This window comes from Sunxiuqinia sp. (assembly GCF_055140945.1).
The window spans coordinates 1-25,311 of the sequence record NZ_JBSQYS010000018.1; the positions used below are offsets into that span (position 1 = coordinate 1).

20 protein-coding genes are annotated in these 25,311 nt (G+C 40.1%); 12 read left to right on the plus strand and 8 right to left on the minus strand.

Annotated elements, in window-relative coordinates:
* Positions 1–468: 468 nt before the first annotated feature.
* Positions 469–1,818: an OmpP1/FadL family transporter gene (locus ACTB00_RS10185; RefSeq protein ID WP_463299813.1), complete on the plus strand. Its 1,350-nt coding sequence runs from the start codon at positions 469–471 to the stop codon at positions 1,816–1,818.
* A gap of 105 nt (positions 1,819–1,923) precedes the next feature.
* On the plus strand, positions 1,924–3,294 hold the full coding sequence (locus tag ACTB00_RS10190; RefSeq protein WP_463299814.1) for a C1 family peptidase: 1,371 nt from the start codon (positions 1,924–1,926) through the stop codon (positions 3,292–3,294).
* A gap of 97 nt (positions 3,295–3,391) precedes the next feature.
* On the opposite strand, the gene ACTB00_RS10195 is transcribed toward ACTB00_RS10190, so the two are convergent.
* The 3 genes from ACTB00_RS10195 to ACTB00_RS10205 are packed head-to-tail and all read right to left on the minus strand — an operon-like array spanning position 3,392 to position 5,655.
* Positions 3,392–3,940 carry a hypothetical protein gene (locus ACTB00_RS10195; RefSeq protein WP_463299815.1) on the minus strand — a complete coding sequence of 183 codons (549 nt, stop codon included), beginning with the start codon at positions 3,938–3,940 and terminating at the stop codon, positions 3,392–3,394.
* Entirely contained in the window at positions 3,933–4,409 is a 477-nt protein-coding gene (locus ACTB00_RS10200; protein WP_463299816.1) for a hypothetical protein, read from the minus strand. Before ACTB00_RS10200 ends, ACTB00_RS10195 begins: the two co-directional genes overlap by 8 nt.
* Entirely contained in the window at positions 4,402–5,655 is a 1,254-nt protein-coding gene (locus ACTB00_RS10205; RefSeq protein ID WP_463299817.1) for a serpin family protein, read from the minus strand. Before ACTB00_RS10205 ends, ACTB00_RS10200 begins: the two co-directional genes overlap by 8 nt.
* Positions 5,656–5,900: 245 nt before the next feature.
* Between ACTB00_RS10205 and ACTB00_RS10210 the strand changes: the two genes are divergently transcribed.
* Positions 5,901–6,455: an RNA polymerase sigma factor gene (locus tag ACTB00_RS10210; protein WP_463299818.1), complete on the plus strand. Its 555-nt coding sequence runs from the start codon at positions 5,901–5,903 to the stop codon at positions 6,453–6,455.
* A complete protein-coding gene (locus ACTB00_RS10215) occupies positions 6,452–7,945 on the plus strand; it encodes an outer membrane beta-barrel protein (protein WP_463299819.1) in 1,494 nt (497 codons plus the stop codon). Before ACTB00_RS10210 ends, ACTB00_RS10215 begins: the two co-directional genes overlap by 4 nt.
* Positions 7,946–8,046: 101 nt before the next feature.
* Here ACTB00_RS10215 and ACTB00_RS10220 read toward each other — a convergent pair whose 3' ends face one another.
* On the minus strand, positions 8,047–9,057 hold the full coding sequence (locus ACTB00_RS10220) for a fasciclin domain-containing protein (RefSeq protein ID WP_463299820.1): 1,011 nt from the start codon (positions 9,055–9,057) through the stop codon (positions 8,047–8,049).
* A gap of 369 nt (positions 9,058–9,426) precedes the next feature.
* Positions 9,427–10,374: an NmrA/HSCARG family protein gene (locus ACTB00_RS10225; RefSeq protein ID WP_463299821.1), complete on the minus strand. Its 948-nt coding sequence runs from the start codon at positions 10,372–10,374 to the stop codon at positions 9,427–9,429.
* 240 nt (positions 10,375–10,614) lie between these two features.
* Here ACTB00_RS10225 and ACTB00_RS10230 point away from each other — a divergent pair, with 240 nt between their 5' ends.
* The 5 genes from ACTB00_RS10230 to ACTB00_RS10250 all read left to right on the plus strand — a co-directional run bounded on the left by ACTB00_RS10230 (position 10,615) and on the right by ACTB00_RS10250 (position 16,593).
* The gene (locus tag ACTB00_RS10230; RefSeq protein ID WP_463299822.1) at positions 10,615–12,147 is read left to right on the plus strand and encodes a bifunctional GNAT family N-acetyltransferase/carbon-nitrogen hydrolase family protein; all 1,533 of its coding nucleotides are present in this window, start codon (positions 10,615–10,617) and stop codon (positions 12,145–12,147) included.
* Between the two features lie 156 nt (positions 12,148–12,303).
* The gene (locus tag ACTB00_RS10235) at positions 12,304–13,056 is read left to right on the plus strand and encodes a hypothetical protein (protein ID WP_463299823.1); all 753 of its coding nucleotides are present in this window, start codon (positions 12,304–12,306) and stop codon (positions 13,054–13,056) included.
* A gap of 14 nt (positions 13,057–13,070) precedes the next feature.
* Complete coding sequence (locus ACTB00_RS10240) at positions 13,071–14,375, plus strand: LVIVD repeat-containing protein (RefSeq protein WP_463299824.1); 1,305 nt, start codon at positions 13,071–13,073, stop codon at positions 14,373–14,375.
* 248 nt (positions 14,376–14,623) lie between these two features.
* A complete protein-coding gene (locus ACTB00_RS10245) occupies positions 14,624–14,878 on the plus strand; it encodes a DUF4212 domain-containing protein (protein ID WP_159517897.1) in 255 nt (84 codons plus the stop codon).
* A gap of 14 nt (positions 14,879–14,892) precedes the next feature.
* Positions 14,893–16,593 carry a sodium:solute symporter family protein gene (locus ACTB00_RS10250; protein ID WP_463299825.1) on the plus strand — a complete coding sequence of 567 codons (1,701 nt, stop codon included), beginning with the start codon at positions 14,893–14,895 and terminating at the stop codon, positions 16,591–16,593.
* Positions 16,594–16,861: 268 nt separating this feature from the next.
* Here the strand turns inward: ACTB00_RS10250 and rbr are convergent, their stop codons facing one another.
* Positions 16,862–17,437, minus strand: coding sequence for a rubrerythrin (gene rbr, locus ACTB00_RS10255; protein ID WP_463299826.1), 576 nt, complete (start codon positions 17,435–17,437; stop codon positions 16,862–16,864).
* A 217-nt stretch (positions 17,438–17,654) separates the two neighbouring features.
* Here rbr and ACTB00_RS10260 point away from each other — a divergent pair, with 217 nt between their 5' ends.
* Entirely contained in the window at positions 17,655–18,077 is a 423-nt protein-coding gene (locus ACTB00_RS10260) for a SufE family protein (protein ID WP_463299827.1), read from the plus strand.
* Positions 18,078–18,088: 11 nt separating this feature from the next.
* Positions 18,089–18,394 (plus strand): iron-sulfur cluster assembly protein, encoded by a 306-nt coding sequence (locus tag ACTB00_RS10265; protein WP_463299828.1) that lies wholly within the window; start codon positions 18,089–18,091, stop codon positions 18,392–18,394.
* Between the two features lie 90 nt (positions 18,395–18,484).
* On the opposite strand, the gene ACTB00_RS10270 is transcribed toward ACTB00_RS10265, so the two are convergent.
* Together ACTB00_RS10270 and ACTB00_RS10275 are read right to left on the minus strand one after the other, a co-directional pair.
* The gene (locus ACTB00_RS10270; RefSeq protein ID WP_463299829.1) at positions 18,485–19,777 is read right to left on the minus strand and encodes a UDP-N-acetylmuramoyl-tripeptide--D-alanyl-D-alanine ligase; all 1,293 of its coding nucleotides are present in this window, start codon (positions 19,775–19,777) and stop codon (positions 18,485–18,487) included.
* Between the two features lie 64 nt (positions 19,778–19,841).
* Complete coding sequence (locus ACTB00_RS10275; RefSeq protein WP_463299830.1) at positions 19,842–21,296, minus strand: SUMF1/EgtB/PvdO family nonheme iron enzyme; 1,455 nt, start codon at positions 21,294–21,296, stop codon at positions 19,842–19,844.
* 223 nt (positions 21,297–21,519) lie between these two features.
* On the opposite strand from ACTB00_RS10275, the gene porU reads away from it, so the two are divergent.
* Positions 21,520–25,242, plus strand: a complete 3,723-nt coding sequence (porU, locus tag ACTB00_RS10280) for a type IX secretion system sortase PorU (RefSeq protein WP_463299831.1) — start codon at positions 21,520–21,522, stop codon at positions 25,240–25,242.
* Positions 25,243–25,311 lie beyond the last annotated feature (69 nt).

A 25,311-nucleotide genomic window follows, 5' to 3' on the forward strand; every position in this document is an offset into this window, starting at 1 on the left:
GCGGCCATCAAGAACCTGCTGAGATTAGAATTATTTGATAAAAACATTTTGCTGGTTCCAATATCCAACTCATACGGTGTGTAGAAAATCAGCAGACCCTACTTTAGATGGTATTCAGATATGTTCTGATGCTTTCTATTCGCCCAAAAGCTAGGCACAGTAAAAAATGCACGGCTTGAAGAAATGTAAAATTACTTGCTTACGATATAAAATCAGCACACTGCTTGTCAGGGTGCTGATTTTTTGTTTCTGAATGTAGCAAATGAAATTAAACAGTAGATGATACAATTAAAACTAGTTTGGCTTTCATCTTATCTGTTATTAAAGTAATGTCGACAAATTTCTATTCGCACGGAGGAATCAAAATATCGATATTTTTCGATAAGCTGTTTTACATCAGGTATGCATTGTTTAAAAATGAAATAGTATACTTTTGTTTGCTATACTAATCTTTAAACAAAAAAGAGCATGAAAAAATCAACTTTGCTAACCGTTGTTTTTTTGGGGCTCATACAATCAGTATGGGCAGGTGGTATCTTAACAAATGCGAACCAAAGCGCGCAGTACATCAGGATGCTTTCCCGAAATGCCTCAACCGATATCGATGCGGTTTACTTCAATCCGGCAGGACTAGTAAAGCTAAACGACGGCTGGCATTTTTCGTTCAATAATCAAAGTATTTTTCAAACTCGCACGATTGAAAATAAGTATCCCCTGTTAAATGATGAAACCTATGAGGGAGGAGTAACTGTTCCGGTATTCCCGACTCTTTTCGCAGCATATAAAACTAACAAACTTGCTTTTTCGTTTGGTTTTGGAATTAATTCCGGTGGAGGTACTGCAGAATATGAAAATGGTTTGCCATCCTTTGAGATACCATTTTCAAATCTACCATCACTTATTTCTGGAATGGGAGTGCCAACCTTAAATTATTCTGCCGATCTTTTTTTTAATGGCAGTTCTGTTTTTCTTGGTTTTCAATTTGGCTGTTCATACGAAATCAGTGATTTTATGAGTATTTCCGCTGGAGGACGACTTTTAGACGCTGTAAATGATTATGAGGGTCACATACAAAATATTTTGATTAACCCTCAGCATCCGGTCGTTAACCCCGATGGGGGGTTTATTCCCGCTACATCTTTTTTTGACGCACTAGGTCAAGATGGCTATGCTCAACTAACAACAAATAAGGAAGTTGATGTGCAGCAAAAAGGGTTTGGGATTACTCCAATAATAGGATTGAATTTAAATTCTGGAGAAAAGTTAAATATTGGCATGCGGTATGAATTTAGGACAACTTTAGAAATGGAAAATGAAACCGAGATTGATGGGACTGGACAGTTTCCTGACGGGGAAAAGTTTAGGAATGATATACCGGCTATCTTGGCAGCAGGGATCGACTATCAATTGCTGGATAATTTCAAACTATCCGGATCGTTCAGTAATTATTTTGACAAAGCTGCTGACTGGTCAGGAAAGGAAAATGACATTGAGAAAAATTACTATGAGCTGGCAGGAGGTTTGGAGCTTCAACTCAACGAGGTAACCACAATCAGTGCCGGGGTAATGCATTCTGAAACCGGTGTAGGTCGGGGGTATCAGACTGATATCAGTTATAGCTTGAGTTCGAACTCTGTTGGATTGGGTGCAAAGTTTAAAGTAAGTGACGCTTTTGATATGGATTTGGGTGTGCTTAACACAGTCTACGAAAATGGTTATAAGGAAATTGAATATGCGGGAGTAGGAACTTACAAAGAGTTGTACGATAAATCGAACCTGGCCTTTTCAATTGGGTTAACCTATCATCTTTTGAAATGAGATATTGATGTTGAATAATGAAAGGCCTCTGCGAGGTCTTTTTTTTGCTAGTGAATTATTGATAATTTTGAGCCCTTACAACTGAAAACTTTAGAATAACGTTTTATGAAGAAATGGACATTTTTTATAGGCCTTATGTTGCCATTGTTTGCTGTCAGCCAATCGGTTGATCAACAGAGCCTGGATAAAATCAGGTCGTCGTTTGTTAAAGACAACTATACCACCGGAATGCAAAACGCATTATCGGCAAATCCAATTACCCAATTAGCCTGGAGTCGCGAAAATGAAGGTTCGGCCGATCATTATTTCACCTATCGGGTTGATGTCTCGGGAATAACCAACCAAAAAAAATCAGGTCGTTGCTGGCTGTTTACTTCGCTGAATGTTTTTCGTCCAATGGCGATATCTCATTTTAAAGTTAGCTCTTTTGAGTTTTCTGAAAACTACCTCTATTTCTGGGATTTGTTCGAGAAAGCCAATTTGTTTCTGAATAATATTGTGGCGACCGCTGACCGGGAAATTGATGATGAGAAAGTACGTTGGTATTTTCGTTCGCCGGTTGACGATGGCGGGCAGTGGATCAACTTTGTAAACTTGGCTAATAAGTATGGTATGGTTCCGCGCGAAGCGATGGAGGAAACCTACTCGAGCGAGAATACAGCCTGGATGACAAAACTACTCAAGCGTAAGTTGCGCGAACAGGCATTGGAACTTCGAGAATTGAAAAGCGCCGGTGAAAACAAGCAAGCCATTGAAGATCGGAAAGTAGAAATGCTTTCGGTTGTTTATCGGATGTTGGCTCTCAATTTGGGCGAACCTCCTGTAACTTTTAACTATCGCTACAAAAACAAAGATGGCGAGCTTGTTGAAGCAGGTAATTTTACGCCAAAATCGTTCATGAACGAAGTGCTTGGAGAAGTTAAACTCAACGATTATGTGATGTTAATGAACGACCCGACTCGCCCGTTCTGGAAGCACTTTGAAATTGAAAATTATCGTAATGTTGAGGAAGGCGCAAATTGGCACTATGTGAATTTGCCAAATGATGTGATTAAGGAATTCTGCATCGAATCGATCAAGAACAATCAAGCCATGTATGCCTCATGCGATGTGGGCAAACAGTTGCGTCGTGATTTTGGAGTGCTGGACGTTGATAACTTTAACTACGAAGCGGTTTATGATGTTCCGTTCTCTATGACAAAAGCCCAGCGAATTCAAAGTCGCGAAAGTGGTTCAAGTCATGGAATGGCACTGATAGCTGTTGAAGTAGATGAGGATGAGCAACCGCTGAAATGGCAATTTGAAAATAGTTGGGGTGAAAAAACCGGAGAAAAAGGGTATCTCACTTTTACCGATGAATGGTTTAACGAATACATGTTCAGAATTGTGGTGCATAAAGATTTTATTAGCGAAAAAGTATTGGGTATTTATGGCGAAAAAGCTGAAATGCTTCCGCCATGGGATCCGATGTTTTAAGTGGAAACAATACAACTAAAAACGGGCAGCTTTAAAGCTGCCCGTTTTGTCTGGATTAAATTAGAACGTGTGGGGTGAAATTGATACTGTTTCACTATTAAAAGTTGTCATCGGGGAAGCCGTCCGTCCCGCGAAAATCAATGAGCCATTCGGTGATCTCGTCGGAGGCGCTGGTTTTATTTTTTTGGTAAACATCGCCGCGTTGTTGGAGTAGATGTCTTGTTAATATATTGTCGCCGACAGTAGCAGTATAGATGGCATAAACCTCAGCTCCGGCATCAGCCATCACTGATTTCTGTTCGGTTAAATCTCCATACCTTGCTTGTTTTGCAAGCTTCGTCATTTCTTTAATGTCACTTCCATCCAATTGGGCAAGCCGGCCTTCTGCTTTGGAAAGATTGCTTTCAAAAGCACTTGTGCTAATTTCGTTATTTTCAGGCCACACCCAATCATCTGGTTTCTCATAGTCATAAACATTGCCCTGCTGATCGATAATGAATCCGTTATGTTGAAATCCCCAGGCATGGTTCACATACTCAAATTGAAAAAAGACAACAATATCATCGTCAACTGCCACATCATCGTGAATACAAGCTGCAGAAATCAGAAAAGGGAATACCAGTAGCAGTATTTTAAATTTATTCATAGCTGTAATCTAAGTTGGTTTGAAAGTATTCGTCGTTATGTTCATTTGCTGAAAAGCTGATCGTCACCGGGCTGTCTTCACTTTCTTGTAGTCGGCTGATGTTGAAGGCTAAGGTGTCTGTGATCCAAGCTTCGCATGCATCGCCGTTGGCATTGTGTTTGAGTTGAAATGTTGGTGGAGGAAGAGGCGGTGTGCCACACGAAGGATGAATTCGAGCCAGATTGAATTCGTGCTCAGCGCAACCACCACTATAACTTAAGTTGACAATGAGCAAGTCGCCTTCAATCAGCACTTCATTGATTGTAACCGGATCGTTCTCCAGACTATCGAAATTATAAAAATACAGATCGACATAATCTTTGGTTTCTGACTGAGAAATACTCTTGTATTTAAAATCATCAACCGGTGTGGCTTGTTCTTCACAACCAAGTAGGAAAACAAACAAGGCGATATAGATTAGTTTATTCATTAAGCAGCGGATTATTAACTTTTCCCATAAATAAAATAGCGTTCGTATCTTTTTCGCGGATAGCGAAAACAAAAGGTCGGTTGACATCAAAAACAGGTTCCGGACCAACAGAAGTCAAATCAAAGGTTACGCCTGTAACAGCTGCGGCCTCAGTGCCCTCTTCGTCGACTTTAATATAGCTTTTATGTTTTACTTCCGAAATATATAAATCTGGAATGTCCGAAATACCTGAGAAGTCAGAAAGAGAAGCGAAGAACGCATCATTCATGCCTAACGCTTTCAGGTTGTCAACTAAGCTATTTGCGTATGCAAATTCAAACTTGGGCAAGTATACTTTTAAATTGCGTTCGTGCAAGTTCTCAAGCAAATCATTCAAATTAGACTGATTCATTTCTGCAATAACATCATCGGTCGAATATTCGTCGGTAGGTAAAAGGATGAGCATGCTGTATTTCTCGCCTCCGTAAGGTAATTCCAGTAATTGAAATTGGTTTGTGCCGGTATAGTTTAATGTTGTCTCATCCAGCATCATCGTTGGAACTTGTAATTCGTTCCCGTTTTCAGTATAAAATGCACGGTCTGCTGTATTGTCTTTTTCAAACTGGTAGGTCCACTGACCTTTAAAATAAATGGCATTCATCAAATACATTACATCATTGGGGGAAACCTGATCGATTATTTTTTCAATCTTATTGTTGGTTTTATCTTTTACCCAACCATTTACCCGGTCGAGCGTAGCAGATGAATTGTTGAAATCCAATTCGTCAACCTCAGCATCGTAATACGTTTGGTTCGTTGAAATGAAATCAGATTTTACACTGAAATCTTTATCGTAAAAAATGGCGTTTGCAATCGATAGTTTTACTTTCGGATCATGATCGGCTAAAGACTCCACCAACGTTTGGTAAGCTGTGTTTACCTGATCGGCCGTAAAACCTGTTTTATGCAACATGGTTTCCATTTGGCTTTTGGTGTCGCCATCGGCTCCATTGTATACCATGGCCAGTGCAAGCGAAATACTCAAGGGTGAAATCATGAGGTTTTTGCCTTCATCCAACTCTGCATTTACCTCTTTAAACAGGTCAAGTCCAAAAGCGTTGTCGGCTTCAATCAGCTCTTCCGATTTCAAATCCAAGTCAATATTGGTCACTTCTCCATCTTCCACAATAATCGAACCTGAGTCGGAGCACGAATTTAGAAGTGGTGAAATCAAGAATAAGCCGCAAATAAGAATAAGGTGTTTCATCGTTCTAATGATTTATTCGAAATGATTTACGTTAATCTAGACTGACGATGGGTGGGAAAGGTTGCGTTTGAGTTTCAAAAAAATAGTTGACAAACTACGCAACCTTTCAGTGGTTTCACCCATCACCATACTGAAATCACCCATTTTGACTGTTGTCAGAGTAAATTAATTAGAACGGATTACGGAATTAATTGCAAACTATGCGGGCATTCTGTTAATTTTGATCTTAATCAATTGATAGTGTTTTGAAAGATCTCAAGCAGATTATTATCGATAGTGCTGCTGGTAAAACGAAGGCACAGGCCAGGTTGTACCAGTATCTGGCTCCAAAAATGTTTGGGGTATGTCTGCGATATTCGAAAGATGAGACTGAAGCAGAAGATAATTTGCAGGATGGCTTTTTAAAGGTCTTTGAAAAAATTGGTTCATTCAGGCACGAGGGGGCGTTTGAAGGTTGGGTGCGACGAATAATGGTAAATGTTGCCTTAGAACGTTACCGAAAAAATCATTTGATGCACCCGGTTGAAGACATGGGGATTTATGATGAGCCTGAGCTAAATGATAATATCATTGCTGAATTGTCAGCAAAGGATTTGCTAAAGATTATTAATGAATTGCCACCACGTTATCGAATGGTATTCAACCTATATGTTATTGAAGGCATGAATCATCAGGAAATAGCAGACGAAATGAAAATCTCGGTGGGAACATCTAAGTCGAATCTGGCGCGTGCCAGAGGAATATTGAAGGACAAAGTGGTGAAGGTTTTTGGAGAAACAGAAAATAATTATTCTGCATGAAAAAGAATAATGATCAATTGGATGAGTTGTTCCGTTCGAAATTAGAGAATTTTGAACAAGAGCCGCCTTCATATATTTGGAGTCGGATTCAGGAGCAGCAGGCGGGGGCGAAACGACGCACTATTTTCTTTTACTTAAAAGGAGCAGGAATCGCAGCAGCTGTTTTATTAGCCTTTTTGTTAGGTTGGCAGTTGCAGCATCCGCATGAAACGGATGTTCCGATTTTAACGGAGCAAAATGAGACGGTTGAAAAACCGTTGTCCAAACCGCTTAACAAGGCGGAAGAAGTTGTTGGAGCTGAATCGACGGATGAATTGAACGAGGAGAAGGATCCGGTTTTAAGCCAGGAGGCACCGATCTTTGCAGAATCCGACCAGAAAGATGAAAAGACCCAGATCGCAAACAACGACGAAGCGAGTATAAATACGGCGGCGAGTTATAGTGCAATCGCCGATGTCTCAAAGGATGAACGACTAATTGTAAACTCCGGAAACAGGAAACAGGAAACGAAATCATTTAGCCTCCTCCAGTTAATCGGAGTAGAGCTAGATGATTCTTTTAAGAAACAAGCTCAATTAGCAGAAACAAATAGAAATTTGCAAACTGAGTCGTTGTTAAGCCAGGTAGAGCTTTCCATGGTTGAGGAAAATGCGCGCTTGCTGGCAGCAAACAAACAGAATGTAGAGTCAGCAGGTTGGCAGGTTGGAGCTATGTTAACACCGGGTTTTGCTGTTAGTCAGAGTTCGCAAAGTAAAGAGTATGCCAGCGCAATGACCTACGACAATTCAAGTGAAGATTTAAACGTAGGAGGTGGAATTTCAGTTGAGTACAAGACCAACAAACGATGGAGTGTGCAGAGTGGGGTTTTCTATAGTAAACTCGGACAAACTTCTTCCAATCAGGCCTATCGCTCATCTGACTTGTTTTATTCTCCGGCGTCTCCCACGGAAGGGGTTCAAAATGTAGTTGAGGATGCTGGATTTTTCAATACGGCTGTTGCGGTTCGCTCAGGAGAAGTAACGATGAACACAGCTGCAGGGGTTATTGCAATAGAAAACCTACCACCCAATGCTAAGCTAAGTAGTGGTTTTGAATCAGCTGATGCAAGTCGTAATATATTGCTTACTGAAACCGAGTTTGAGCAAGATTTTGAGTATATTGAGATTCCGCTAATCTTTCGCTATCAGCTTGTTGATGCTGTTTTTAAAATGCAGTTGTTGGGAGGTTTCAATACGAGTGTGTTAATCGGAAATGAAGCTTATGCCAATAGTAAGGATGGGCGACAGCGAATTGGAGAAACAAGAGATATGAATTCGGTTAATTACAGCACCAGTTTCGGGCTGGGTTTTGGTTACGGAATTACCGATAAGATAAGTGTCCGAATTGAGCCGCAGATAAAGCATTTTTTAGGGTCGTTAAATAGTAATTCTTCAGTCGATTATAAGCCCTATACGGTTGGTGTTTTTACCGGCTTAACCTACGAGTTTTAATGCTTGATGCTCAAGAGAAATATGCTAACAAACAAGCGAGCATTCTAATTTGAATGCTCGCTTGTTTTGTATAATTTCTTATGGCGTATTTCTGTTTCCTACTATGGTATGATGACTTTGTCAATCGCATGAATCACTCCGTTTGTTGCTTGTACATTTGGTATTTCAACAGTTGCGTCATTGATCATCACTCCGCTCGATAAGTCAACTTCAATCGTTTTTCCATTTAAAGTCGGCACCATTCCGTTTGTCAGATCCATTGAGAATACGCTGCCGTCCACAACATGGTAAAGTAAAATTTGAACAAGCATGTCCGGATCAATATCGTCTAAACTGTTTACTTCGGGACCCAGATCGTTAAGTAAATCCAGAAATGCTTGATTTGTTGGAGCAAATACTGTATATGGTCCGCTATCCGCCAGTGTTTCTGCAAGTCCTGCTTTGGTAACTGCCTCAACAAGAATCGAGAATTCAGGATCAAAACTTATTGCTTTTTCAACTAAGTTCATGGACGGGGGGAGTAATACTTTATCAATAACATGGATAACACCATTCAGAGCTTTAAGGTCAGCGATTTCAACTGTCGCATCATCATTAATCATTACACCCGATGAAAGGTCAACTTCTATGTATGCGCCATTGACTGTTTCTACTAGTCCGTTGGACAGATCGCCCGACATGACGGTTCCTGAAACGACATGGTATAGTAAAATGGGTGTCAGTTGTTCTGCTGTTAAGTCATTGATGCTACCTACTCCGAGCTCGTCAAGAAGTTGTTCGAAAGCTTCGTCAGTTGGTGCAAAAACGGTAAACTCGTTTTGAGCTACAGTACTTACTAATCCAGATTTTGCCAATGCAGTAATAAGGTTTTTAAACTTCGGCCTTTGACTTTTAATACTTTGCTTTTTCAATTCAGAATTGTCTCCGTTGTAAGTATCTGGGTCGTCTGTGATTTGTTGAAGAGTTGTTGCAATATCAACAGAAACTGGTGCTTCAGGTACGACAGGATCTTCATCATCATTACAACTGGTAAAAGAGAGTGTGATTAGAGCTAAAACTACTAATGAAATGTACTTGAAAGAATTTGATTTTTTGTTCGCTTGTGTTTTCATGATATTCGTGTTTAGAATTTGTAAGTAAAACACGTAGAACTCACTTGGTGTTTACTGTTTATTTTAAAACGTTAAACAAAAAATATAAAAACACAATAAGTGTTTAATGTTTATAGGCTTTTTTATTAGTTATTTATATTTGTTAATAAATGTGAATATGGGTGGGTTTTATTTTTTTAAAGTCTGATTTGTTTCAATAGTGGGGACTGGATGGCAAGGGGAATCTTCTTAATTCAAGAGATTGTATTGTTGTAGTTGGTCGATTTACAGTAGATTGGATATTGACTCAGGAAAGGGCGAAAGTCACAAGATGTGAGAAAGCGAAATAAATTCTAAGAATAGGTTTTTTGTTTGATGTTTAGCTAAGACTTAGGCCTCAATTTTATCTTGGTTTTTGCTTAGCCATTCTTCAAAGCTCAGTATGTCCGGATTGAGCTGTTTTGAAAATCCTACATCACGCTTGCTACAAAAATCATTTTGGAAATCATGCTTAAACTGGAACATATTCCCAAGATCTTCAGCACCGGGAAAACCAAAGGTGCGATAAACTGCTGCCGGAATATCGTTGTAAACTACAGGTTTTCCTAAAAGTTTGGAGAAACCATCTGCTATTTCCTGACCTGTTAAATGCTGACCTGAAATTCCCACCGATTGGTTCTGAAACCGATCTCCTGCCTTGAAAATACCATAGGCACATTTCCCTATGTCCTCAGCAGCAATGCCTGGTAGTTTTTTATTACCCATCGGAAAAGTGATGGCTAATTTTCCGTCCTGACCTTTTTGTGGCCCCATTCCAAAATAAATGAAATTGTCCCAATAAAAAGAAGTATACAGTAAGGTGTATGGAGTACCGCTCTTCTCAAAATATGAATTGGATTCGCCCTTGGCATCAAAATGTGGAACCTTGTAGAGATCCATTAAGGTTGGCATGCGGTCATCGTCCAATGGAACCCATTTTCGGGTGTCTTCAAGGGTCGACCAAATAACATGCTTTATTCCTACTTTGTTTGCTGCTTCGGCCATGTTTTTTGCATGGGCTTTTTCTTTCTCAGGTGAAAAATGTTCCCAAAAAAAGGTGACACAGTAGGCTCCATATGCGCCTTCAAATGCTTTTGCCAGGCTCTCAATATTATTAATATCAGCCTCGACAACTTCAGCACCAAGCTCAGCTAATTCTTTTGCTTTATCCGATTTGGCATTTCGAGTAATTGCTCGGGCTTTAAATTCGCCATCCGGATCATTTAATATTGCTTTTACAAGTCCACCGCCTTGAGAGCCGGTTGCACCAACAACTGCGATTATCTTTTGATTAGTCATAAGTATGTGTGTTTATTTTAATGGTTTAATAAATAGCAAGTTAGTTTAAAAAGACTACATGGTCAATATAAAAAGATCTAAATATCCGGAAATGTAAGAATGCCCTGCTGATTTTGCTGAGAATATTGTGAAATATTGCATGAATGATGCACTTATTTTTATATTACTAAATAGCTACGATAACTTTAAATAGGGATTAGCTGTTATCTTTGTGGTTGCTATCTCAAAATAATATGGATCATGGTGAATACAAACGAAATTGAAAATATAGAACTTAGTTTTCTGCAACTGAAAGATTATCAGGAGTTGAAGAAGGCGTTGATCGAGTCTTACCCGGAAATGCCTGATTCCTATTGGTTGCGTCCGCAGTTGAAAACATTAATAAATCTGTTCCCCGAAGGTCAGGTGGTGATCCGTGTGAACGGTCAGATTGCAGGTTGTGCATTTTCTATTATTGTCGATTTAAGCAAGTATGAAACCCAGCATACCTATAAACGAATCTCGGGTAATTATTCATTCAACACGCACGACCCGGATGGCAATACACTGTACGGGATTGAGATTTTTATTCGACCTGAGTATCGTGGTTTGAGGCTGGGACGTCGTCTCTACGATTATCGAAAGGAGTTGTGCGAGCGGTTGAACCTGAAAGGAGTTGCTTTCGGTGGACGAATTCCGAGTTATCATAAGTACTCTGATCAAATGTCTCCGAAAGAGTATATTGCCAAAGTTCGTTTAAAGGAAATTGTTGATCCGGTATTGAACTTTCAAATGTCGAATGATTTTTATCCGTCTAAAATTTTAAAGAACTATTTAGAAGGTGACGAGGAGTCAAATGATTATGCGGTGTTGCTTAAATGGGACAACATATACTATGAGAAAGAAACCACGAAGCAACCGGTACTAACGAAAAAAATTGTCCGTCTGGGGTTAATACAATGGCAGATGCGACCATATAATAATCTGGATGACTTGATGAACCAGGCAGAGTATTTTGTTGATGCGGTATCGGGGTATCGTTCTGATTTTGCGTTGTTTCCTGAGTTTTTCATGGCTCCGTTGATGGCGGAAAACAACCACTTGAGCGAGCCGGAAGCAATTCGTGAGCTAGCGAGCCACACCGAAGAAATTACCCAGCGGTTTTCGGAGCTGGCCATTTCTTACAACATCAATATTATTACAGGGAGCATGCCTGAAATAATAAACGACCGTTTGTATAATGCCGGTTTTGTTTGTAAGCGAGATGGATCGGTTGAACGATTTGAAAAATTGCATGTAACACCTGATGAGGCCAAAGTGTGGGGGATGCAGGGCGGTTCAAAATTGAAGGCTATTGAAACTGACTGTGGAAAAATTGGGGTGTTGATCTGCTATGATATTGAATTTCCGGAGCTGAGTCGCCTGCTGGCAGACGAAGGCGTGGATATTATTTTTGTGCCTTTCCTGACCGATACTCAAAATGGTTATTCCCGGGTTCGCAATTGTGCGATGGCGCGAGCAATTGAAAATGAATGTTATGTAGTAATTGCCGGAGGAGTAGGGAACTTGCCCAAAGTGCATAACATGGATATTCAGTTTGCCCAGTCGATGGTTTTTACTCCGTGCGACTTCGCTTTCCCGGTAAACGGAATCAAAGCCGAGGCAACACCCAATACCGAAATGATACTGATTGCTGATGTTGATCTGGACTTGCTTCGGGAACTCAATCAGTTTGGAAGTGTGCGGAACCTAAAAGATCGACGAAAAGATATTTTTCAGCTAAAACGACTGTAGTAAAAGTGTCTCCGTTTTAGGGGGTTAAAAAGAAGAGAATTGGAATAATCGCACGGTTGTTCCAATTTTTTTTGCGCATAATACTACTAATTTATGTTATTCACGCAACCCTTAATGGAAGTGTGCATCATAGGTCAGTAACCAACCTCAAAAAAAATGAAAAAAATCATTTATCTTTTAACACTCTTGTTACTTGCCGGCAGTGGTTTTGCCCAAAAAAGTAAGCGAGAGGTGATTTACCTCAAAAATGGATCGGTCTTAAAAGGGCAGCAAACCAGAGTTGACGATGAAAAAATTGTTGTCCGTTCCGGAAAGAATCTCTGGGTAATCAAGGAATCAGAAATTGATACAATAGCTGGTAGTTGGATTCCAGGCACCTACGAAGACACGGGGGATTCTTATTTCTTCAAGGCCACTATTGGCTTGCTGGCCGGTAGTCCGAACAGTGCAAAACCGAGTCCTTTTTCGTTTGATGCATCGGTAAATTTTCGTGTTCAGTCCAATTGGTACGCCGGAGTGGGACTCGGCATCGATTTTTTGGAAGAGTCGTATTTACCCGTTTTTGGCAATTTGGAATATCATTTTAGAGAGTCGCGTTTTACCCCATTTTTAGGTTTGAAAGCCGGTTATATGATTCCATTGGATGACGGTTTTTATACCAACAGCGGTATTTATTACGACGTGATGCCCTGGTCTTCGTACTATTACTCTCAGGATTTTGTGGATGCGAAAGGTGGCGTAATGATTAATCCATCCTTTGGTTTTGTTAGTCAGCTGAGTCCAGACCTTGGGTTGATGCTTTCATTTGGCTATCGCTTCCATCAAAATCAATTTGAAGGAGAAGATGAATATGAATTGGAGCGGGAATACAATCGTTTGACAATTCGTTTAGGCATTCTTTTCAACTAAAAAAAACGATAGAAATGAAAACAACTTATACAACTGTTATTTTGCTGTTTATTGCAGTAGTGTTCTCGGGCTGTGAAGATAAATACTACGAAACTTTTGTAGGAAATTCTCCGGTGTACATGTCTTATGAAGATTTACGCTCGGCAGTCTTGCTTAGTCCCAGTCAGGAAATCGAAAAACCGGGAAAGATCTATTTCAAAGATAATTATATATTTATCAATGAAATCATGAAAGGCATTCATGTGTTGGATGTTAGTGATCCGGCAAGCCCTGATAATATTGGCTTTATTAAGGTCCCGGGAAATGTTGATATTGCCATTAAGGAAGATGTACTTTATGCCGATAGCTACATTGATTTGGTAGCCATTGATGTATCAGATTTGACCGATATTCATGAAGTTGGTCGGGTTGAGGATATTTTCCCATATACTCTTCCGGAATACGACACTGGCTACCGTATTGGGGAAATTGACGAAGATCAGGGCGTTGTCATTGGTTGGGAGGTTGAAAAGATAAAACAAGAAATCGAGCAGTATCATTATCCGGTTTATTATGGCAGAAGTTATGCTGAAGATGTATTTATGGACGGTGGTTTTGCGACAACAAATACTTCAGGAGGCGTTGGTGGTGGTTCAGGGACAACTTTTGGAGTCGGAGGATCGATGGCTCGATTTGGACTCTACAAAGATTACCTGTACACGGTAGACAATAGCAGTCTTTATACGTTTCGGATTTCAGATTTGACTAATCCGACTGAAATTGGGTCGAAGAATATTGGTTGGAATATTGAAACGATGTTTATTTATGATGATCACTTGTTTTTTGGGACAAGATCCGGCATGTTGGTTTTTGATCTGGAAATTGAAGTGAATCCCACTTATGTCAATCAGTATTCTCACATTACAAGTTGCGACCCGGTGGTTATCCAGGATGATTTGGCCTATGTTACTTTACACGATGGTGGTTCATGTGGTCGAGCGGTCAATCGCTTGGATGTTATTAAAATGAATGACGATTATTCCGAATTGAACTTACTGGCCAGCCATTCGATGGCCAATCCTCACGGGCTCGGCATTGACGACGACATTCTGTTTATTTGCGATGGAGCTGCCGGCTTAAAAGTTTTCGATGCGTCTGACCCACTAACGATCAACCAACATAAACTGGCGGAATTCCCTGATATCAATACTTACGATGTTATTCCACTTAATGACTACCTGTTTATGATTGGCGATGGTGGATTCTATTTATACGATTATTCAGATATTCAAAATATTGCCTTGCTTTCGACAATTCCCATTTCAACAGCAGGTAATTAAGCAGTTAATTCAGCAAAAAATCCGGCTTCTCCAGCCGGATTTTTTTTTGTTTCAGTCTATCCGGTTCAGGGAACTATTTGTAATTTTTTCGAAAAGGATGAGGTTAATCTCGTCCTTTTTTTCCTCTGTCAAACTCGGCAAGAATAGCTGGATTGCATATTAGGAAAAAAAGATAAAAATATCTAAATTGACATCTGTTTGAAATGCTAACACTAACACAATCCGAATAATAACTAAACGAATACAGCATGGAGAAAACAAAAAAGAAGTACTGGCAACGGAATTTAACCTACCTGGCCTACTTACTTTGCATTTGGTTTATTGTGTCATTTGGCGCAGGCATTTTATTTGCCGATTTCCTCAATAACTTTCACATGGCAGGCTTTCCGCTTGGTTTTTGGTTTGCCCAGCAAGGGGCGATCTACGTATTTGTAGCCATCATCTTTATCTACGTTTTTCTGATGAACCGGCTAGACAAGGAATTTGATCTTGATGAACAATAAAACTTAAATCAATTATGGATTCTCAAATCTGGACCTATGTCATCGTCGGGGTGACCTTTGTTTTGTATATCATTATAGCAGGTCTGTCGAAGGCTGGCTCGACAAAAGAATTTTATGTGGCGGGTGGCGGTGTCCATCCAATTGCAAACGGAATGGCAACCGCTGCCGATTGGATGTCGGCAGCTTCTTTCTTGTCTATGGCCGGCTTAATTTCTTTTATGGGTTATGGCGGATCGCAGTATTTATTGGGCTGGACCGGTGGCTATGTTTTACTGGCTCTTATGCTAGCTCCGTATTTGCGGAAGTTTGGAAAGTTTACGGTACCCGATTTTATTGGCGAACGGTATTATTCGAAGAATGCCCGATTGGTCGCTTTAATTTGTGCGCTATTTGTTTCTTTCACTTATGTGGTTGGGCAGATGAAAGGAGTGGGAGTGGCGTTTGCTCGTTTTCTCGATGTGTCCTTTGAGTCGGGAGTATTAATTGGCATCGGCATTGTATTTATTTATGCAGTTTTGGGTGGAATGAAAGGAATTACCAACACTCAAATTGCTCAATATTGTGTAATCATTTTCGCATTTACAGTACCTGCAGTTTTCATTTCCTTGCAAATGACCGGAAATCCTATTCCGCAGCTTGGATTTGGTGGAAAAACAGCAGATGGAACCTATCTACTGGAGAAACTGAATCAACTTTCAGTGGATCTCGGCTTTGACGAATATACCAAGGTTGATAAGGGAAATACGGTAAATATGTTTTTTATTACGGCTGCTTTAATGTTTGGAACTGCGGGATTACCACACGTGATTGTTCGCTTTTTTACCGTTCCGAGAGTGAAAGATGCGCGAATTTCGGCGGGCTGGGCTTTGTTGTTTATCGCTTTGTTGTATACAACTGCTCCAACGGTGGCGGTATTTGCCCGTACAAACTTAATCAATACGCTTTCTGAAAGAGAATATGCTGATGTTCCGCAGTGGTTTACCAACTGGGAGAACACCGGGTTACTGGCCTTTGATGATAAAAATAATGATGGTAAAATTCAATATTTGGCGGACAAAGAAAAGAACGAATTAATTATTGATCGGGATATTGTTGTGTTGGCCAACCCCGAAATTGCGAACCTCCCCGGTTGGGTAATTGCCTTGGTGGTGGCAGGCGGTTTGGCTGCTGCCTTGTCAACTGCTGCCGGATTGTTGCTCGTAATTTCCACGTCGATTTCGCATGATCTGCTTAAGAATTACTTAATGCCTGGAATTTCGGAACGAAATGAGCTTTGGGCTGCCCGGATTAGCATTGCTGTGGCAGTTGTTGCGGCCGGACTTGCCGGGTTGAATCCGCCTGGTTTTGTTGCACAGGTAGTTGCGCTTGCATTTGGGTTGGCTGCTTCTTCGTTTTTTCCAGCTATTATTTTGGGAATTTTCGATAAACGAATGAACAGACAGGGCGCAATAAGTGGGATGATTGTAGGAATTGTATTTACAGCAATTTACATCATTTATTTCAAGCCGCAACTGGGAGGGCCGGGCACGCCCGAGGGCTACTGGTTTGGCATTGCTCCTGAAGGAATTGGAACCTTGGGAATGATACTGAATTTTGTGGTCGCGATGGTTGTTTCACGAATAACTGCTGCACCTCCGAAATTAGTTCAGGATTTGACAGAAAGCATTCGCTACCCAAGAGGTTCCGGGCAGGTTCATGAGATTCACATTCATTAAATGAAACGAGCATGTAAAAATATTTACACACAGGAGCATGATTATTTAAAGCGAGTTCCATGTGTTGCAAAAAATAAACAATTATAAACACATGAAATAGGCTGTTCAAAACGTAGGTGAAAAAGTCATTCCGAACTTGTTTCGGAATCAGTCTCTAGAGGAGTTTTTCTTTAATCTACACAGATCCTGAAACAAGTTCAGGAGGACGGACAGAAACGTTTTGAACAGCCTATTATTAATCTGCTGCTTGCAAATTCAGCTTCAAAGCCTAGTAGTTTGTTGCTTCAATTTCAAAATATTCTTGAGCGTGTTCGCAAGATGGGCATTTAACCGGTGGCTTGCTTGATTCGTGAAGAAAACCACAAACACGACATTTCCAGGTTACTTTACCTTCTCGCTCAAACACTTTACCTTCTTCCAGATTTTTGCACAATTTGCGGTAGCGCTCTTCGTGGTGTTTTTCAATTTTTGCAATGGTTCTAAAAACCACTGCGATGAGTTTAAAACCTTCCTCTTCGGCAGCTCGGGCAAACTCAGGATAAAGATCACTCCACTCTTCGTTTTCACCGTCTGCCGCTGCTGTCAGGTTTTCCATGGTGGTTCCAATTACTCCAGCTGGGTAGCTGGCTGTAATTTCAACCACGCCACCTTCTAAAAAGCGAAAGAAACGTTTGGCGTGCGCCTGCTCGTTGATGGCTGTTTCTTCAAAGATTGATGCAATCTGGTGCAGTCCTTCTTTGCGTGCTTGTTTGGCGAAAAATTCGTAGCGGTTTTTTGCTTGAGATTCACCGGCAAATGCTTTTAGCAGGTTCTTTTCTGTTTGTGTTCCAACTATTGAAGTCATGATTTTTTTATTTAAATAATTACTATTGTTGATTTTTGGTAATGTGAAGATAAGCAATTGCCAATGGATAAGCTGATTCTGGGTGGAATTTAGAATCATTCAAAGAAACTCAAAACTGCTTTTTAAATTAAGTATAATTCTTTGGTCGAGGTGGAAGTGAATTTTGTGTGATTCGTAAAAAAATTACGACCTTTACGTCTTTTAAAAAGAAAGATTCATGACGATAGAAAATATACAACAAGAAATTGTAGAAGAATTCTCGCTTTACGAGGACTGGATGGACAAATACGGTTACTTGATTGAACTGGGAAATGACTTGAAAGAGTTGGACCCAAAATTAAAAAATGATCAACATCTGATAAAAGGATGTCAGTCGCGTGTGTGGTTGGCTCCTGAATTTAAAGATGGAAAAATTTTTTTCCAGGGAGAGAGTGATGCCGTGATTGTGAAGGGCTTAGTTGCCCTTTTGCTGCGTGTTGTTTCGGGGCGTACGCCAGAAGAGTTAATGAATAACGAACTCCATTTTGTCGACGATATTGGTTTGAAACAACATTTATCACCAACACGATCAAACGGACTGGTCGCAATGATCAAACAAATTAAGTTATATGCTGTTGCTTATAACAAGATTTCTAGTTAGGAGGAGAAGCCATGGATGCAAGAATAGATTTAATTATAGACAATTTAAAGGAAGTTTATGACCCGGAGATTCCGGTAAACATATACGATTTAGGCCTGATTTATAACATCGATATTGATGAAAATAATAAGGCTAGTGTGATTATGACCCTTACTGCTCCCGGTTGTCCGGTTGCCGATATGCTGGTGGAAGACACCCGGCAGGCAGCTATAACAGCCGAAGGAGTAGATGATGCCCACGTGGAGTTAACATTTGATCCGCCTTGGGAAAAATCGATGATGAGTGAAGAAGCCCGCCTGGAGTTGGGTTTCTTTTAAGAAGATTTAATTTTCGTGCAGCTATACTCCACAACTAACGGTTTTGGTAAATTGGTAAAGGGGAAGCCCAATTGCCGCCTTGGGGTGATATTAAAGTGTTTCGAGGATTCGTTCGAGCTTAATTCCGCGAGATCCCTTAATTAAGGTCAAATTAATTCCTGTTGGTTTGTTTTGATCGAGGTAGTCAGAAAGAAGTTCGACAGTATCAAACTTCTTTATTTTTGCATCAGCCGAAGTTTTTGCAAACTCTTTTCCTACCAAAAATATTTTATCCAAATCCATCGTACCTATAATGTCAACAATATTTTGGTGTTCAAAATCAGTTTGATTTCCAAGTTCCAACATATCTCCTAAAATCACCATCTTCCCTTTTTGATTGATTGCATCAAAATTTGATAAGGACGCAGCCATACTTGTTGGATTCGCATTATAGGCATCCATGATAATCTTATTTTTGCCTTTTACAACCAATTGCGATCGGTTATTCGTCGGAGAATAGTTCGCAACAGCATCCTGTATGGCTATTGGGTCGACTTTAAAATGTAAGCCTACACGAGCAGCAGCCAATATATTTTCAAAGTTGTAGGCACCAATTAGTTTTGATTTTAGATAGAGCCAGCCTTTGGGGAAGAGAGCTTTTACGGTAAGGTAATAGGCAGACTCCTGCAGTTCTCCACGAAGCTGAGCCTGCTCTGATTGTCCGTAAGTCAACAGTTCAATTCCTTTGGCTTGATTTAGCAGTATTTCGTTGTCAATATGTATAAAAGCCGAGCCTGATTTTTGTTTTAGGTGCTTGTATAGTTCCGATTTCGTTTTGATGACACCTTCAAACGATCCAAAGCCTTCTAAATGAGCTTTCCCAATGTTGGTAATTAAACCGAAATCAGGATCTGCAATTTGACAAAGCTCTGCAATTTCTCCCGGGTGATTCGCTCCCATCTCCACAACACCAACGTCGGTGTTTTTATTCATCTTTAATAGTGTCAGTGGGACTCCGATGTGGTTGTTTAAATTCCCTTTGGTGGAACTTACATTGTATTTTTTATGGAGGATTGCAACGATCAGTTCTTTTGTTGTTGTTTTGCCGTTGCTACCTGTGATTCCCAAAATCGGAATCCCGAGCGATTTACGATGATAGGATGCTAGTTTTTGTAGCGTTTGCAGAACATCTTCTACCAGAATGAAATTTGAATTTTCGGGTAGCTTATTATCATCCACGATCGAAAAAGCTGCTCCTTTGTTCAATGCATCAGCAGCATATTTGTTCCCGTCGAAGTTCGGACCTTTTAGTGCAAAAAAGAGACAGTCATTTTCAATATTCCGACTATCAGTTGAAACTGCAGGATGGTTTAAGAATAGCTCATAAAGTAGTTCTATCTTCATATTCTGGAAAAAAATAAAACCCCATTTTTACAAATGAGGTTTAGGTGTTGAAATAAATATCTTTTTAGAATCCTTTCGGACTTCCAACTCGTGTCATTGCACAGCGGAACCCAAGGTCGTTGGTGGCTTTATCCTGCTCCAAATATCTCCTTGTTCCAGGAATCAACCAATAAGGACGATCTCTCCATGATCCACCTTTATAAACACGCACATTGTCTGAGATAAGCGAAGTAAATTCTCCTGATTCTTCTCCTTTTATATACATATCTTCAGTTGACAATTGATCTTCCATAGCTTCCCAGTCCGGGCCTTCAATAATTTGAGACCGATAGTCGCCGTCTTCGTAATTTCTGTAGTCTGCTATTGTATCTGCGATAAGCTCACCGAATTCATTTCGAATTAAGTTTCCATCACCATCTCTTTTGTATTCGGTATATACTGTACCTCGAAATGGTTGGAATTCTTCCACATCTTGTTGGCTTAAAGGACGATATACATCGGCAACCCATTCGTTGACATTGCCAGCCATACAATATAGCCCGAAATCGTTCGGATTGTATGAATTGACAGGTGCCGTGATATCTGCATTGTCATTTAATGCACCAGCCATACCCATCATGTCACCACGTCCGCGAACAAAGTTAGCCATCATTTGTCCACGATCTTTTTTCGAATCATCTCTCAAGTAGCTTCCGTTCCACGGGTATAATTTACGTTCGGTGAGTAGTTCACCTTCTGTATTTCCAATGAGGCCATAAGCAGCATACTCCCATTCTGCTTCGGTCGGTAACCGATAGCTTGGCAGTAAAGCTCCATCTTCCCATTTTAATCTTCTTGGATTTCCAGCTGCATCTTCAATTGGGTCGTCGCCTTCAGTACCTTGATAAAGTCCGGCCAGGTATGTGTTCGAAGTGAAAACATTCTGTCCTCCTTGTGTATTGTCATGTTGCAATACGCCACGGTCGACCAGTATTTTTTCGTTTACACGATCGGTTCTCCACTTACAATAAGCTTCTGCTTGTTCCCAGCTAACGCCAACAACAGGATAATCGCTGTAGGCAGGATGCCTGAAATAGTTTTGAATGTAAGGTTCGTTATAAGCCAATTCTTTTCGCCAAACGAGAGTGTCGGGCAGTGCTTGCTCAATTTTTTCCTTATTTTCAGGATAAACACGATTAAGCCAAAAAATATATTCGCGGTAATCAAGGTTGGAGACTTCGGTTTCATCCATGTAGAATGAAGCAACTGTTACCCTGCGAGGCATGTTGTTCCAGTCGTACATAACATCTTGTTCAACTCGTCCCATGGTAAAAGTACCGCCCTCTATAAATGTTAAGCCAGGTCCGGTTACTTGGTTAAAGTCCCCATCAGCTTGGAAACCTCCATTGTCTGGATTGTTGTATTCCCATCCCGTTTTACTGGAAGCTTCATTGCCTCCTTTTCCACCTTTGCCCAACATTCCGCAGCTTGCCACCAAGACAGCCAAACCTAAAAATAATATGGCTTTAAATTTCATCATCAGTATTTTCAGTTTGTTTTAATATGCACAAATATAACTAAATTGTTCTATTCTTATTGTTTGGACAGAACAACTTTTTAATATGAAATAATCCATTAGTCTTTGTACTTTTGCTTTCTTTCGAGAAGAAGTATTGTTGTCTGAAGTCGGGAAATCGCTGTCCTTTAGTTGCAATATTGTAAGAATTGAAGCGTTTATCATTATAATTTGAGAGTTTATTTTAATGAAAAATAGTTTACTTTTTATTTTGGTTTTTTCGTTGTCAGCCGCTGTTTTTGGTCAAAAACAGAGTCGTTATATATCATGGGTTGACTCTGTTCGTAGCAACACCAATGCTCCTTTCGGGCAGTTTGCAGATGCTATTTTGGATGACAATAGTGTTCCCCATTATCAGGAGGTTATTGAGTTGGATGATGCGAACGAACGTGTTGAGATTACTGATTTAGTTTTTTCAGTATTTCAAGGTGCGAACGATATCGCTGAGCTTTCAATAAATGATCAGCTTGATATTTCCATTGAATATATTGGGTCAAAATCTGGTTTTCAGGCAATACTCGATTTTGTTCCAATCGTGGTTGATAACGAAGGTACGGCAAGACGATTGGTTTCTTTCACTATTAAAGTTCGTTCGGTGAATGAAAAGAAGTCTGTCCTTTTAAGCCAGGAAGACTGGAAAAACTCTTCAGTTTTGGCATCGGGTCAGTGGGTGAAGCTCAGAACTTCGGAAGCGGGAATTCATAAAATCACCTATTCACAACTTCAAAGTTGGGGTTTCTCGAATCCCGGCAGTGTGCATTTATATGGCAATGGTGGATATATGTTGCCGAAAATGAACGATGACTTCTACTATGACGATTTACAACAGAATGCCATTTATCATGGTAAAGACGGGAGCGGGAATGACTGCATTTTCTTTTACTCAACAGGCACTGTTCACTGGAGTTTAGATGAAGTAAAAGGTCAGTTTTTTCAAGAGTTAAATGACTATTCAGACTATGCGTATTATTTTTTGAGCGACCAAGGGAGTGAAAAGAACGTTGAGGAAGCACAAGTTGTGAGTGCAGCGGTAACAAATCAGGTTAATTATTCTGATGACCATGTATTTCACGAGTCGGAAGAGCATAACCTGATAAAATCAGGAAGGCGATGGTTTGGAGAAAAGTTCATCAATGGTCAAACTAAATCAGTTACACTGAAATTAGAAAATATTGTTAATGGAGAATCAGCAAAGATAGATATTGAGGCTGCCGGTCGTTCGGGTAGTAGCTCCAAGATGGAGGTGAAGATGAATAATTCTTCGGTTGATGCGCTAAACTTTTCACCGGTTAATACGACTGATCCGTTAGTTCTTTATGCAGACCTGGGAAGTAATGAATATGAGCTTAGCAATCCGACAAATTCGCTGAAAGTGGATTTAAAGTATGTGGCAGCTAGTAGCAACACCAATGCATGGTTGGATTACATTACTATAAATTATAAACGAACGCTTGACGTTGATGATCAATTATTGTTTAGGGATATTGAAAGTGTTGGAGAAAATGGGGTGGCTCAGTTTAATCTGTCGGCTTCCGGCACCAACCTTAAAATTTGGGATGTCACTGACTATACGAATCCTGTATCGATGCCTTTTTCGATTAGTGGAAATCAAACATCTTTTAAAATTGAAACTGAATCTTTGCATGAGTTTGTAGCGTTTAAAACCGATGGAAACCTGCCCGAACCTGAATATGTTGCAGCGGTTGACAATCAGAACTTACACCAACTTTCCGGGATGGATATGATGATTGTTTCACATCCTGACTTTTTGAATGAAGCTAATGAGTTGGCACAATTTCATCAAGCAACGGATCAGTTATCAACTCAAATCGTAACGCCTTCAAAAATATACAATGAATTTTCAGGTGGAGCGCCTGATGTTGCGGGAATCCGGAATTTTCTGAAAATGCTCTATGATAAACCAGGATCATCGCTGAAATATGTTTTGTTATTTGGCGACGGAAGTTTTGATAATAAAAATGTAAGTGGTGAAGCAAATAATTTCATTCTAACCTACCAATCGCCGAACTCGTTAGTGCCAACTTCGTCATTTGTGACAGACGATTTCTTTGTATTGTTGGACGATGGCGAAGGCGAATATAGTGGAAAAATTGATTTGGGAATTGGGCGACTTCCGGTTAAAACAGCTACTGAAGCCCAGATTGTGGTTTCAAAAATAAAAAGTTACGCAAGCACTGCTGCTTTAGGGGAGTGGCGAAATGTAGTTTGTTTAATTGGTGATGATGAAGATAACAACACACACATGAGGCAGACCAATCAATTGGCTGATATTGTTAATGGAATGAACCCCGCATTTTATACCGACAAAATATATTTTGATGCTTTTGAGGAAAAGTCTACAACTGCTGGCGATCGTTATCCCGGGGTTACCGAAGCAATCAACAATCGGGTAAAAGAAGGAGCTTTGATTTTAAATTATACCGGGCATGCCAGTGAAACATCGTTGGCTCATGAAAAAGTTCTTGGAATAACAGACATTGATAAGTGGTCGAATTACAATAGGCTGCCAATTTTTGTGACTGCTACTTGCGAAATTAGTCGATTCGATGATGAAGAAAATTCGGGAGGTGAGCATATCCTTTTTAATCCTAATGGTGGAGGTGTCGGATTGTTTAGTACCACTCGGGTAGTGTACTCAGGGCCTAATTTTATTATAAATAAGGAATTCTATGAGCATGTATTTAGCCAGGATGAAAATGGGGAAAAACTCCGGATGGGAGATGTGTTACGACTTTCAAAAAATGGAATTAATACCGGGATTAATAAACGAAATTTCACACTACTTGCCGATCCTGCGTTGAGTTTGGCTTTCCCGAAATATCAGGTTCAAACGAAAACAATTAATGGCGCCCCGGTTGATCAGATGACAGATACGATTGGTTCATTGTCTACAGTTACAATCACTGGTCAGGTGGCCGATCAGACCGGCGCTTTACTGGCCGATTTTGAAGGCGATTTAGTTATTGACGTTTACGACAAAGAATATGATGTTGAAACATTTGGTAATGGAGGAGAGCAACCATTCAATTTTAAGGTTCAGGATCGTATCATTTATAAAGGAGTAACTACAGTGTCCGGTGGAGAATTTGAATTTACTTTCATTGTTCCAAAGGATATCTCGTATGCTGTGGGCGAAGGGAAGATTTCTTATTATGCCAATAATGGAGAGGTCGATGCTCAGGGCGTTTTGAAGGATTTTTATATTGGGGGTGCTTCAAATAATACAATTAATGACAGCCAGGGGCCGAATATCAATTTGTATTTAAATGATGAACATTTTCAGTCAGGAGACGAGGTTGGCAAAAACTCAATTCTAATAGCTGATGTCGAAGATGAAAACGGAATCAATACGATTGGTGTGGGCATTGGACATGATATCACGGCTATTTTGGATAATGATTACTCAAACATTCAGGTGCTGAATGATTATTATTTAAGCGAAAAGGATAGTTATAAAAAAGGACAGATCATCTATCCTCTTAATGGCTTGTCAGTAGGTGAGCACACCTTGAAACTTAAAGTTTGGGATGTACTCAATAATTCAACGGAGGTTGAAATTCAATTTGTGGTTGATGAAAAGCTTGAAATTGTGGAAGTGGAAGCCTATCCGAATCCGGCTACCGAATTTACAAATATTGTTTTTACACATAACCGACCAGACGAATCCTTCGATGCCAAGTTGGAGATTTTTAATTTCTCGGGGAGTCTCGTCGAAGTGTTGGAGCAGCAATTGGCGTCAAATGGTGCCAAAAGTTTACCCATGAAATGGCAAATCAACGAGAACCAATTATTAATCAGAAATGGCGCTTATTTATATCGCGTAACTATTATTGCCAACGACGGATATTCTGCCAGTAAATCAGGTAAAATTATTATTTCCAGATATTAGTATTGACAAATACATACTTTTTAAGAATTTTTTACGTTCTCAATCTTGTGCTTGCAGCTTGGTAACTCT

Coding starts and splice junctions, on each gene's coding strand:
- ACTB00_RS10275 (WP_463299830.1), bottom strand. CDS start 21,296: ATGATGAAATTTAAAGCCATATTATTTTTAGGTTTGGCTGTCTTGGTG.
- ACTB00_RS10205 (WP_463299817.1), bottom strand. CDS start 5,655: ATGAAACACCTTATTCTTATTTGCGGCTTATTCTTGATTTCACCACTT.
- ACTB00_RS10265 (WP_463299828.1), top strand. CDS start 18,089: ATGGATGCAAGAATAGATTTAATTATAGACAATTTAAAGGAAGTTTAT.
- rbr (WP_463299826.1), bottom strand. CDS start 17,437: ATGACTTCAATAGTTGGAACACAAACAGAAAAGAACCTGCTAAAAGCA.
- ACTB00_RS10195 (WP_463299815.1), bottom strand. CDS start 3,940: ATGAATAAATTTAAAATACTGCTACTGGTATTCCCTTTTCTGATTTCT.
- ACTB00_RS10240 (WP_463299824.1), top strand. CDS start 13,071: ATGAAAACAACTTATACAACTGTTATTTTGCTGTTTATTGCAGTAGTG.
- ACTB00_RS10215 (WP_463299819.1), top strand. CDS start 6,452: ATGAAAAAGAATAATGATCAATTGGATGAGTTGTTCCGTTCGAAATTA.
- ACTB00_RS10200 (WP_463299816.1), bottom strand. CDS start 4,409: ATGAATAAACTAATCTATATCGCCTTGTTTGTTTTCCTACTTGGTTGT.
- ACTB00_RS10185 (WP_463299813.1), top strand. CDS start 469: ATGAAAAAATCAACTTTGCTAACCGTTGTTTTTTTGGGGCTCATACAA.
- ACTB00_RS10225 (WP_463299821.1), bottom strand. CDS start 10,374: ATGACTAATCAAAAGATAATCGCAGTTGTTGGTGCAACCGGCTCTCAA.
- ACTB00_RS10250 (WP_463299825.1), top strand. CDS start 14,893: ATGGATTCTCAAATCTGGACCTATGTCATCGTCGGGGTGACCTTTGTT.
- ACTB00_RS10220 (WP_463299820.1), bottom strand. CDS start 9,057: ATGAAAACACAAGCGAACAAAAAATCAAATTCTTTCAAGTACATTTCA.
- ACTB00_RS10245 (WP_159517897.1), top strand. CDS start 14,624: ATGGAGAAAACAAAAAAGAAGTACTGGCAACGGAATTTAACCTACCTG.
- ACTB00_RS10235 (WP_463299823.1), top strand. CDS start 12,304: ATGAAAAAAATCATTTATCTTTTAACACTCTTGTTACTTGCCGGCAGT.
- ACTB00_RS10260 (WP_463299827.1), top strand. CDS start 17,655: ATGACGATAGAAAATATACAACAAGAAATTGTAGAAGAATTCTCGCTT.
- ACTB00_RS10230 (WP_463299822.1), top strand. CDS start 10,615: ATGGTGAATACAAACGAAATTGAAAATATAGAACTTAGTTTTCTGCAA.
- porU (WP_463299831.1), top strand. CDS start 21,520: ATGAAAAATAGTTTACTTTTTATTTTGGTTTTTTCGTTGTCAGCCGCT.
- ACTB00_RS10270 (WP_463299829.1), bottom strand. CDS start 19,777: ATGAAGATAGAACTACTTTATGAGCTATTCTTAAACCATCCTGCAGTT.
- ACTB00_RS10190 (WP_463299814.1), top strand. CDS start 1,924: ATGAAGAAATGGACATTTTTTATAGGCCTTATGTTGCCATTGTTTGCT.